Here is a 9,936-nt window from a genome sequence, read left to right on the forward strand (position 1 = left end):
CAAGTAAGCTATTGCATGAAATAGCGCTTATGCATACGTTTGATGCAGCCAATGAAGTACATAGACGCACCTCCTTTCATCCATGGCACAGAGTCTTTCAGATCCATTTGGAAAGAGAACTGCAAGAGATCGATCCGCGTGTAGCTATTCCGTATTGGAAATTTGACAAGATGGCTGATAGAGTATTTACAGCAAAATTTGTGGGAGAAACAAAACAAAGCGACGACTTTGACCAAGATGTAGCCGAAATTAAACGTCCCACATTTGACCTGATGAACCCCTTATTAACTTACGTGGAACACACTGTTTGGGGACCATTGAGAAGAGCATATAAAGAAATAAACCCAGCAGTAGGTAAGCCTGACCGAATATACACGGAATCAATGATTATAGACGGACCCGATTCCAGCGAGTATTTTCTATACTGGTCAAGATTTGAAGAGCGAAGATCTCACAATCAAGCCCACAACGCATTTACCGGTCATGTTGTTGACGTTGGAAGAGATCCAGTTGACCCTCTTTTTTTTATGATGCATGGTAATGTAGACAGGCTATGGGCATTGTGGCAGGAAAAACATAATCGTTATGATGGCAATCAGGTAAATACTTATCCATTTCAAAATAAATATGCTGGCGAGCGAGGAGCGAAATGGGCATTGTTAGAAACAGCAGATGAAGATGGCATATACATTGCAAATAATGACGACATTGGCAACTTTGCAGAAGATACGCTCTGGCCGTGGGATTGGGATATTGCTTTAAGCAGGCCAATGAGGAAATGGAGTAGTATGGACCCTGACTACGGAACGGGTTCGGTGCCTCAGATTAACATTGACTTTCCGGAGTCAGCCGCCTCAAATTACCCAGACGGCCCAATAACAGTGAAAAGCACTATAGACTACCAGGGCAGACTCAGTAATATGCCTGCATTGGGGTTTGACTATGATTGTATTCCTTATTTTGACCGTGATAAAAAACCATATGATCAGATTAATGTGAGTAGTACAAAACGTCAGAATCAACCACATCAAAATAATAAAGACGAACAAACCGAAGCACTATATAATTTAAGTGATAAAACGGCAGATTTGCACAGCCGTATTAAGTCAATTGAATTAATAGATGAAACAAGTGAAATTTTCCTAGATACAGCTATTAATATTATTGCGGACCCATCAGAGCCTTACAATTTAAGATCAGAGTTAATTCTTGACGTATTCGCGGCAAAAAGATCTAACAGGCACTTCCCTTCTAGAAAACCACGTTTTTTTGATATACTAAGGGGACTTTTAACTGATGAAAATCGAAAGCTTAGATTTCAAGCCATTGATATTCTGGCCGCTAGTGAAGATGAAATCGTACAGGATTTTTTAATTTCTGAGTTGAAAAAAGAACAAAGCGAATTCATTTCAAAAACAGATGCCATCTTCTTTTTAAGGCAAAATACCAAACCCCAGCACGCTGCCCTGTTCCGTAAACTTTTTGAAGAAAGCAACGACCCAGAAGTAAGAAAAGCCGCCATACAAGGACTGGGGAACGATCCCGATGCTATTGAACTACTTAAAAAAGTGGTACAAGACATTGATGAAAACTTCAAAATCAGGGAAGCAGGCGCGCTGTCGCTTCATCATTTAGATCATGAAACTATGAATGCGGTGGCGGAAAAAATCGTGGCAGAACCTGAAAGTGGCGATGATATTATGCTGTTCAGAAGCAGTAGCCCCGATCCCGACGAAGTTGACTTTAAAACCGGACTTTTAAATATGCTCACTTTCACCGGCGATGTAAACCGGCTGAAAGAAAATGAAGGCCTGAAAAGCACCTTGAAACAGGTGGTAGACCCATCTACTGGCAACAAGGCGAATTTCCGCAGTTCTTTTGAATTGCTGGCTGCCGCGCCTTCCGTCGGCCCTACTATCATAGAACAAATGGCGGCTAAACTTCTGAACAGGCTTGAAGGAAACGACAATGAGTAATGTTCAACTAACAAAGAATAGCACAGATGAAGAAATAGCAAAGGTGCTGGACAGCATTCGAAGCGGCGGGCTGTCGAGCACCTTCTTGGTAGAACTTCTGTCTGAGCGGCACGCTGTTTATAATGAACGACCGGCCTACCAAGCAAACCGTATAAAAGGATATGCCCTAGCTTCTTTTGCAGAAGTGGGAATGCCCGATTCGGCCATTAACTTTATTTTGGATGAATTGCAAAACGGCAGAAACGCCTATATAATAGCAGCCGCAGCCAAGGGCCTGCGGGGCAGCAAAAGGCCCAAGGCTGAATATGCAAACTTTTTAATCCAGGCCCTGCACAACCTACGCTTTCACGATGACAGTCTGGATCTTACAGAGTTTAAGCCTACCTGGCCATTACGCCATCCATCCAGCGGTAAGCTCGAAATTTTCCGCACGTTGCAATGGCTTAAAGGATATGCAAAAGCTGCGTTACCTGAGCTAAATAGTTTTCTAAAGAATAGTATTGATTTTACTCCCGAAATGCAGGAAGAAATTCAAACAACAATTAACGCTATTGAGGCAGATGAACGCGAGCTGGACTTAAGCTGCTGCGATGTGAAAGGAAAAATCGAAAGCCGGGCCACATGGTGGCCTAAAGGCAGACGTACCATTAGCAGCATCGGGCACCTGGAAGTGGAAAATGAAGATGGCATAACTATGGCCTTGGCAAATGTAATAGGCCAAAAGCCCACAGTCGTGTCCTTTTTCTACACCCGCTGTATGAACCCCAACAAATGCACCCTTACCATTAACAAAATGGGATGGCTGCAAAAAGAACTGGCAAAAATGGACCTCGAAGACAAGGTAAACCTCATTGCCATCACTTATGATCCGGGTTATGACACCCCTGCTAAAATGCGTACTTTTGGTGAAAACAGGGGCATGACCTTTGGTCCCAATGTGCATGTATTAAGAACGCGCCCGGAAGATTTTGTTACGCTTTCTGATTTCTTCCAACTGGGTGTAAATCATGTATCATCTACTGTTAACCAACACAGGCTTGAGCTGTACATCTTTGATCAGGACGGGCGTATCAAAACGATCTACACACGCCTTCAATGGGAAGTTGACAAAGTAACGTGCGACCTTAATAATGTCATTAATCAATCATCAAAGCGCAGTTGGCTACTAAAAATCGTTAATAATGTGCAGCAGGTAGCTTTCCCTGTGGTGGTAGCTTTTTTTCCAAAATGTCCTTTTTGCTGGGCTGCATATCTCAGCGCCTTGGGAATTTCAGGTATCCAAAGTATTCCCTATAGCCCATGGTTAGTGCCAGTGATTATGATGATTATGATTTTTAACTCGATAATACTCTACAGTAAATCAAAAGCTAGGAATGGACTGATACCTTTTTGGATAAGTCTTATAGGAGTCTCGTTCGTGGGCTTAGGATATTTTCTTCCAATCCCACTTATGGCCATTCTGGGCATTTTACTAATTTTTATCGGGGCTATACTGAATAGTCTTTCATTTGACAATTGGTCGAAAGTTTGTTTTTTAGCTATATCAATATTTCATAAACTAAAAACTCCTTAGAGTAATTCTTTACCGTCTGCGGCTGCGGTCCATTTACTAAGAACGTGTTTGGGAATTATGTTTGGTTGCCTGTATCGATTCTTTGTAACATGATCTGAATATTTGCCAGAAGTAGCCAACCGACCGAAGAAGATACGGTGATTTCATAATCTTTCACGATCCGTCGGAAAAAGTTCGTCCAGGCAATGCTTCTCTCAACGACCCACCGCTTGGCCACGGGTACAAACCCGCGAGCCGATTCTGGGCGCGAAGCCCTCTCAAAATCAATGCCCCACTTTGACAATTCCTTGGCGAAAACGCCCCCATGCGACTGGTCACCAAATACCCTCTCAACCCGATCTCCATACCATAGGATGTCGCTTATCAAGGGTAGTGAGGAAGGGCCGTCAGCCTCGTTTGCCGCATGCACATCAACAGCCCATAAGCGCCCACCGGTATCGACCAAAAACTCTCTTTTGCGGCCGCACGGGCGGCCCCGCATTGACTTTCGAGTGCATCAAAAAGTGTGGGGCAATTGATATTTTGGTAACTTGATAAGGATTTAAACCCTTGCGGCCCCACCTTGTCATGAAAGCAAAAAATGTCATCCAGCCAGTTGCCGTTGATCCTCGAACTGCCATGTATCATTTAAAGATACACATCCTGAATATATCGCCGATGATCTACCGGCGCTTTATCATTGACGGCAATACCCACCTAGCAGAGCTGCATCACTTGATACAACCGCGACGGCGTACCGTTGATGATGGGCTGGGGGAACCAACATCTGCACACCTTCCATATCTGGGGAGTTGATTATGGGATCGCCTATAACGGCGGTGGCTACTTTCGTGACGATCCATGCGAAGTCCACATAGGAGATTTGGGTTTGAGGGCGGGCGACAAGTACTCCTATGTGTATGATTTCGGCGATTACTGGCAACACGAAGTCCGGGTCGAGATGGTTGAGAATGTCAGACCCGGTTACCGACACCCAATCTGCACAGCTGGGCGTAGGGCGTGCCCTCCGGAAGATGTTGGTGGCCCCTATGCCTACCAGGATGCTTTGATCGGCCAGTTCAGCTGGATTCAGGAAACGTTATCAAACATATTGGAAAGTATCGAGAACGGAGAGGTTCCAGACCTTGATTTAGATAACGCGCCCTGGTGGTACCTCAAGCATCGAAGCGAAGAGTTCGACAGGAAGAAAATGAACAGGGCTCTGGCTAAACTGTATCAAAAAAAGGGTGACTGCACATTTTGGAAAGCCTTGGGCGGCTACGACACTTATTTTGATGATTAACAGGGCCGCCCTCTGTATCAAGATAACCTAGTGGTTTAGTTGATACAGGCTTTTTTATGCTCTCCCCATGTCCCCACCCCTAAACCGTGCAACGGCCGCCGCTATTTTTCACCCTCCGCGGTTTCGTTTCATTTCTAACGAGGATCTGCATTCCTACGAGATACCCGGTCATCCCCTCACTATTACGCGGAATTGCTCAAACGTAATGATCGGAACGGGAGGGAAAAGATTCTCGACTTTTAATAGTGCCCGAATGTGCCGGTCGTCCGAAACCAAATAATCGGCGTTGGATCCGATCGCACAATCCACGAATTTGTTGTCGTCAGGATCGGCCCCCACCAACTGCCACTTGAAAAACGACTCGAAGCGTTGGGTATTGGGAGCCGCCAGCAAGGTTGATACGACAATCTCCGCAGCCCGCTCGCTGTACGTCAGAGCAATCATTTCCGAATATTCCGATACGATCTCATTGCTGAACACCCAGATGAAATGTTTGGCAACGAAGGAATCGTACAACCACCGCTTGGCGGAATTCTTAGGGATTGAATTCAGAAGCCCGTTGGTATCGATGACGGCCTTCATCAGTTCCTCAGGCGGGCTTTCTTGATGTATTCCGTCCGGTTCTCATTCATGGATTCCGTTCGCTTGGCAATGTCAGCCGGGGTCAGATTTTTCTTTTTCATAACCAGCTCGATCTCCTGATCCAGCTCATGGGTAAGGTGGCTGACCAAGGTGTCTTTGAGGGACTCTAACTCCTCTGCCGACATCTGACGATGCTGAAACAGTTCAAGCAGGGTGACTTGGGCCTCGTTGAGGCGAAGTGGTGAAGGTGAAGTCAGCATGTATTCTCGTTTCTTTTTATATGTCTCCAATTTTATCCCTTTTAGGGCCTTTACCAGTCAAAGATACACTTTTCCCCGTGACTCTCATAGAAGCATTTCCAGTCTATGCCTGGTCAGGTAAGCGCACCCCAGGCTATGGGAAAGTTCAAGCTTGCCTATATGCAGAATCCTTCCGAATGGCCCATCCAGGGCGAAAAGAGGTTTTGATTTCCTATCTGACCCAGACAGTTGGGGTTATCTAATTTGGCGGCGTACTCTGATTCTCACGAAGTGTACCTTTAAAGCCCCAGCTTCATGGCGGCGTTATTGCGGACGACCAGCTGGACGCGGGTGCAGCGGTCAAACATGGTACGGGTGCGGTGCTTGGTCTGCTGCATGATCTGCGAGTCGTCGGCCCCGTTCAGTTTGGCGATCGTCACGAAGGAAGCCCACAGCGAGTGGGCCGAACCACCCCCAGCCTGAACCTCTCATTCCCCTCCATTGCCCAGGCCGACACCTTCCCGAGTCGTAGGGTCGTCCGCGTCGGCCTGGCGCTTTCGGTCGGCGGTTTTCAATTCCAGGTAATGCTCCCAGTCCCCGACCGGCGCCAGCACGGCGACCGCCTTGCCCTGCCGGGTGACGAGCGTGCCCTCGCGGGCGTAGGCCGCCCGGTTCAAAAGGTCCGATAGCTGGCCCCGCATCTCCTGCGCCGTCACGCTGTTCATTTTGTCTGTTTTCATCGTTTTTATATTAAATAACGTTTTAAACAAAAGTATACTTTATTACTTATTCAATTTTTGTGACAAATTTACACATTTTTCACTTATATATAAACAGCCATTAACGATTGTTTGCTACGAATCGCACGAAATGTATTTTCAGTCAATACCTTATAAAACTGCTGAAAGTATCATCAGAAAATGGCTTTCACATTATACAAACGACCGTTCGTATGATGTAAAAGCTGGCTATCTTGCTCGCCAGACCAGAACAGCAAGACCGTGGAACATCTTAACGCCCCTTTGAGGGTGGCCTACTACCGCGTCTCGACTGCATACCAGGGTGCTTCGGGCCTTGGTCTGGGCGCGCAAAACACTGGCATCGTATCCTTCCTCCGCGGCAGCGGGGAGGTAATCGGGGATTACACCGACATCGAGTCGGGCAAACGCAACGACCGCCCCGAACTGATGAAGGCCATCGAGCACTGAAAGAGAAAGGGGGGGGTCTTGCTGATCGCCAAGCTCGACTGGCTTTCCCGCAACGTCGCTTTCGTGTTCGCCCTTCGCGATTCGGGTGTGGCGTTCGTCTGCGTCGATATGCCCGAGGCCAATACGGTCACCATTGGGGTCATGGCCACCATGGCGCAGCACGATCGGACTGGCGCACCAGCGGGAGGTGATTTCTGAAAGGACCAAAAGAGCATTGGCCGAATTGAAGATACGGGGCGTGGTGCTGGGTACCCCGGAGAACCTGACCCCGGAGGCCATCGCAAAGGGCAGGGAAGCGAGGCGGCAGAACGCCCGCCAGGACGAGAATAATATCCGCGCGGCCGCGCTGGCCAACTCCATACGGATTTCTGGCCAGACCTGGGCAGCTATTGCCATTGCGCTCAACAGCTACGGTTTCCTCACTCGGCGCGGCAAACAGTTCCAGGCAGTGCAAGTGCAGCGTGTGGCGGAGCTTTTCGCGTACGTGATAGATTATCACAGTCCTAACTATTGAGAGAGCTTCTACATTCTCACGGAATGTCTATAGCGTATAGGGGTTAATAGATAAAGAGTTATTCCAATAAAACGGCTACAATTGGTTTGCTATAATTCTGTTGTTACTATTCGGCGGTATGCCTCAGATCCACACTTACTTCGCGCGATACCGATGCCCTTCTAAAACCTGCAAAACAATTCTAGCCGCAAACGCCAAGCAAAGATTATCTGACCTTACTACCGAAATAATTGGATTTCATGTGAAACCTGTTCTCAAAACTCGTAGTCTAAGGGTGTAGTATATAATCAAACACCCTTTTGATGCCCTATTCATACTTTGTAATAATTGCGGTTTGCCTTACCATTTTCGGTATGGTCTACACCCACCTGACGTACCGATACAAAGAGCGCGCGGCGCTCATCGACTCGGGACTGGACCTCGATTTTTTCAGAAAAACCCTGCGAAGGCAAAACCTGATGCTACTTAGCGCGGGTCTTGTATTCATTGGGTTTTCAATTGGCGTGGTCTGCGGTTTCTTCTTCGAGAAATACTTGCTAATCAACTACAATCCTAACGATTACAGGAATTATCCCCAAGCGTACATATCCATGGTAACGCTTTTTATGGGAACCGCGATGACGGTCGCTTACTTTCTCAACCGCAGAATCAACAAGCAATAGTCGGGCAGTTTGAATCCCGATAGGGCATGACAGATAGTGCGCACTTTTCCGAGGACTCTATTATTGACCTGGCCTTAAAAGGCGATGAGTCGGCTTACAGGCACCTGCTGGAAAAGTACAAAACCTTTGCATTCACCATCGCCCTGCGCATCGTACCCAATCGGGAAGACGCCGAAGAAGTGGCTCAGGATTCGTTTGTCAAGGCGTTCAAGGCGTTGCGGGGTTTCAACCGGGCGGGCAAGTTTTCCACCTGGCTCTACCGGATCGTCTATCGCACGGCCCTGACCAGTATCCGGCGCGGCCGTATCGAGCTGGAATACCTGGAAGAAAGCCCGGATTATGAGCATGCGATCCCCGACGAATACGCCAATGGCTTCGATAAGCTCATCAGGCAAGATCAGGAAAAGTATATTCAGATGGCGATTTCAAAGCTTTCAGAAACGGACAAGTTAGTGGTAACCCTATTTTACACCTGCGAGAATACGATTCAGGAGATCAGTGCCATTACGGGTTGGAACCCCTCCACGATCAAAGTGCGCCTCCACCGGGCGAGACAGAAACTACATACGGAACTTTCAGAGCTGTTAAGTGATGAAACAACTGGTTTGCTATGAAAAAGATGAATCCTAATAATGAAGAAAAAAGAGGCGATGAGCTGTTGGCCGAACTGCTTAAAGTGTCTTTGACGGAGGTACCTACGGAAGCGTTTTCCGAAAAGGCGCTTGCAAAGTTTTTGATGACGAAGTCCGCAAAAATTAGGGTTCAGCGCCCGTTGCGGTTTCCAATAGCCATCATGGCATTGATGGCGGCATTTTTACTTATATCGATGCCCTGGCCCTGGACGGAAAGTTCCGAAATGATGCCGTCCACTGTACCGTCTGTTTTTAGTGAGTACTTGCTGTCCGTCTTCATGGGTATTGACCTATGGTATGTGATATCCCCCCTCCTTTTGGCATTGGCCGTAATTCTGCTTTTTCAACTGGCTGGTAGGCAGTTCAGCCGATTGACCTACTAGTGGGGATCACAGATAATCTCTTATACCAAACCGAATTTCAAACCGAAAAATGAAGATCAATGAAAGCGATACTATTTAGCGCAATGATTTTTGCGAATCTCTCCCCGGCGCTACTACCGGGAATCCCGTCAAACTGGAATCACCTCCGATTCAGGGCGCATCCGAATTCCGAAACTGGTACTGAAAGTGAAAATTTTCCCCCACCAATACACGAGGCAGCGGCAGCCTATGACGACTATCTGGGAGTATATGACTTGGGAAATGGCACGACCTTCACACTAACATACAAAGACCAGCAGTTGCTGGGCAATCTTTCCGGAGTCGGTACCATAGAGCTCTTTCCGGAAAAAGAGAAGAAGGACGCATTTTATGCCAAGACAGCCCCGGCCAAATTCACATTCGAGCGAGATAAAAACGGAAAGGTCAATTCACTGACCATTGTCATCGAGCGTAAGGGCACGATGAATGGAAACAAAATTCAGTAACACAATAAAATAACCGCACTCATGATTCGTAACTACCTAATCATCGCCTGGAGAAACCTAAGGGCTCACAAGGTCTTTTCGCTCGTAAGCATCATTGGTCTGTCGCTGGGAGTGACCTCGTTGATCGTGCTGCTGCACTATGCTCAGTCAGAGCGTAGTTACGACGGCTTTCATGAGAACGCCGATCACATCTACCGCATCAGAAACGACCACTACCGGAAGGGCGAGCTCACATCACAAAGAGCGACCACCTACCGGAATACGGGGCCAAGTCTCGCGGCGGATTTTCCGGAAGTAAGAGGGTTCGCCCGACTGACAGGTACCTTCGGCAACAGCATCGTCATCAGCCCCCAGGGGGAGAACTCGAGCGGACAGCCGTTTTTTGAGGAAAGCTTTTTTT

15 protein-coding genes and 1 pseudogene are annotated in these 9,936 nt (G+C 47.4%); 11 read left to right on the forward strand and 5 right to left on the reverse strand.

Annotated features, from left to right (window positions below; translation table 11 throughout):
• The 4 genes from ACEW8P_RS22630 to ACEW8P_RS22645 all read left to right on the forward strand — a co-directional run.
• A partial coding sequence (locus ACEW8P_RS22630; RefSeq protein ID WP_373515342.1) for a tyrosinase family protein occupies window positions 1-1,976 on the forward strand: 1,976 nt, incomplete at its 5' end.
• Entirely contained in the window at window positions 1,954-3,549 is a 1,596-nt protein-coding gene (locus tag ACEW8P_RS22635; protein WP_373515343.1) for an SCO family protein, read from the forward strand. The genes ACEW8P_RS22630 and ACEW8P_RS22635, both read left to right, overlap by 23 nt.
• 618 nt (window positions 3,550-4,167) lie before the next feature.
• Window positions 4,168-4,344: a hypothetical protein gene (locus ACEW8P_RS22640; protein WP_373515355.1), complete on the forward strand. Its 177-nt coding sequence runs from the start codon at window positions 4,168-4,170 to the stop codon at window positions 4,342-4,344.
• Window positions 4,292-4,831, forward strand: a complete 540-nt coding sequence (locus ACEW8P_RS22645) for a plasmid pRiA4b ORF-3 family protein (protein ID WP_373515356.1) — start codon at window positions 4,292-4,294, stop codon at window positions 4,829-4,831. Before ACEW8P_RS22640 ends, ACEW8P_RS22645 begins: the two co-directional genes overlap by 53 nt.
• A 168-nt stretch (window positions 4,832-4,999) precedes the next feature.
• Here the strand turns inward: ACEW8P_RS22645 and ACEW8P_RS22650 are convergent, their stop codons facing one another.
• From ACEW8P_RS22650 to ACEW8P_RS22665, 4 genes and pseudogenes are all read right to left on the reverse strand, one after another.
• Complete coding sequence (locus tag ACEW8P_RS22650; protein WP_373515344.1) at window positions 5,000-5,413, reverse strand: putative toxin-antitoxin system toxin component, PIN family; 414 nt, start codon at window positions 5,411-5,413, stop codon at window positions 5,000-5,002.
• Window positions 5,413-5,703: a hypothetical protein gene (locus tag ACEW8P_RS22655; RefSeq protein WP_373515345.1), complete on the reverse strand. Its 291-nt coding sequence runs from the start codon at window positions 5,701-5,703 to the stop codon at window positions 5,413-5,415. The genes ACEW8P_RS22650 and ACEW8P_RS22655 overlap by 1 nt, the downstream gene beginning before the upstream one ends.
• 248 nt (window positions 5,704-5,951) lie before the next feature.
• Window positions 5,952-6,119: pseudogene (locus ACEW8P_RS22660) on the reverse strand (integrase); the annotation flags it as partial.
• A 21-nt stretch (window positions 6,120-6,140) separates the two neighbouring features.
• Window positions 6,141-6,422, reverse strand: a complete 282-nt coding sequence (locus ACEW8P_RS22665; protein WP_373515346.1) for a type II toxin-antitoxin system Phd/YefM family antitoxin — start codon at window positions 6,420-6,422, stop codon at window positions 6,141-6,143.
• A 231-nt stretch (window positions 6,423-6,653) separates the two neighbouring features.
• Between ACEW8P_RS22665 and ACEW8P_RS22670 the strand changes: the two genes are divergently transcribed.
• The 5 genes from ACEW8P_RS22670 (at window position 6,654) to ACEW8P_RS22690 (ending at window position 8,650) form a co-directional block, all read left to right on the forward strand.
• Window positions 6,654-6,860, forward strand: a complete 207-nt coding sequence (locus ACEW8P_RS22670) for a recombinase family protein (protein ID WP_373515347.1) — start codon at window positions 6,654-6,656, stop codon at window positions 6,858-6,860.
• Window positions 6,861-6,923: 63 nt separating this feature from the next.
• Window positions 6,924-7,058 (forward strand): hypothetical protein, encoded by a 135-nt coding sequence (locus tag ACEW8P_RS22675; protein WP_373515348.1) that lies wholly within the window; start codon window positions 6,924-6,926, stop codon window positions 7,056-7,058.
• Window positions 7,048-7,374, forward strand: coding sequence for a hypothetical protein (locus tag ACEW8P_RS22680; RefSeq protein ID WP_373515349.1), 327 nt, complete (start codon window positions 7,048-7,050; stop codon window positions 7,372-7,374). Before ACEW8P_RS22675 ends, ACEW8P_RS22680 begins: the two co-directional genes overlap by 11 nt.
• Before the next feature lie 302 nt (window positions 7,375-7,676).
• Window positions 7,677-8,036: a DUF6249 domain-containing protein gene (locus ACEW8P_RS22685; RefSeq protein ID WP_373515350.1), complete on the forward strand. Its 360-nt coding sequence runs from the start codon at window positions 7,677-7,679 to the stop codon at window positions 8,034-8,036.
• Window positions 8,037-8,062: 26 nt separating this feature from the next.
• Window positions 8,063-8,650 carry an RNA polymerase sigma factor gene (locus tag ACEW8P_RS22690; protein WP_373515351.1) on the forward strand — a complete coding sequence of 196 codons (588 nt, stop codon included), beginning with the start codon at window positions 8,063-8,065 and terminating at the stop codon, window positions 8,648-8,650.
• A gap of 148 nt (window positions 8,651-8,798) precedes the next feature.
• On the opposite strand, the gene ACEW8P_RS22695 is transcribed toward ACEW8P_RS22690, so the two are convergent.
• Window positions 8,799-8,948, reverse strand: a complete 150-nt coding sequence (locus tag ACEW8P_RS22695; RefSeq protein WP_373515352.1) for a hypothetical protein — start codon at window positions 8,946-8,948, stop codon at window positions 8,799-8,801.
• Between the two features lie 162 nt (window positions 8,949-9,110).
• On the opposite strand from ACEW8P_RS22695, the gene ACEW8P_RS22700 reads away from it, so the two are divergent.
• Complete coding sequence (locus tag ACEW8P_RS22700; RefSeq protein ID WP_373515353.1) at window positions 9,111-9,536, forward strand: DUF3471 domain-containing protein; 426 nt, start codon at window positions 9,111-9,113, stop codon at window positions 9,534-9,536.
• A 21-nt stretch (window positions 9,537-9,557) separates the two neighbouring features.
• The coding region (locus ACEW8P_RS22705) for an ABC transporter permease (protein ID WP_373515354.1) at window positions 9,558-9,936 on the forward strand (379 nt) is incomplete at its 3' end.

Source organism: Persicitalea sp. (assembly GCF_041751555.1).
GTDB lineage: Bacteria > Bacteroidota > Bacteroidia > Cytophagales > Spirosomataceae > Persicitalea.

Bases quoted from the DNA above. Each gene is read 5' to 3' on its own strand.
- ACEW8P_RS22640 (WP_373515355.1), top strand. From the start codon at position 4,168: ATGTATCATTTAAAGATACACATCCTGAATATATCGCCGATGATCTAC.
- ACEW8P_RS22645 (WP_373515356.1), top strand. From the start codon at position 4,292: ATGATGGGCTGGGGGAACCAACATCTGCACACCTTCCATATCTGGGGA.
- ACEW8P_RS22650 (WP_373515344.1), bottom strand. From the start codon at position 5,413: ATGAAGGCCGTCATCGATACCAACGGGCTTCTGAATTCAATCCCTAAG.
- ACEW8P_RS22685 (WP_373515350.1), top strand. From the start codon at position 7,677: ATGCCCTATTCATACTTTGTAATAATTGCGGTTTGCCTTACCATTTTC.
- ACEW8P_RS22690 (WP_373515351.1), top strand. From the start codon at position 8,063: ATGACAGATAGTGCGCACTTTTCCGAGGACTCTATTATTGACCTGGCC.
- ACEW8P_RS22695 (WP_373515352.1), bottom strand. From the start codon at position 8,948: ATGAAGACGGACAGCAAGTACTCACTAAAAACAGACGGTACAGTGGAC.
- ACEW8P_RS22700 (WP_373515353.1), top strand. From the start codon at position 9,111: ATGAAAGCGATACTATTTAGCGCAATGATTTTTGCGAATCTCTCCCCG.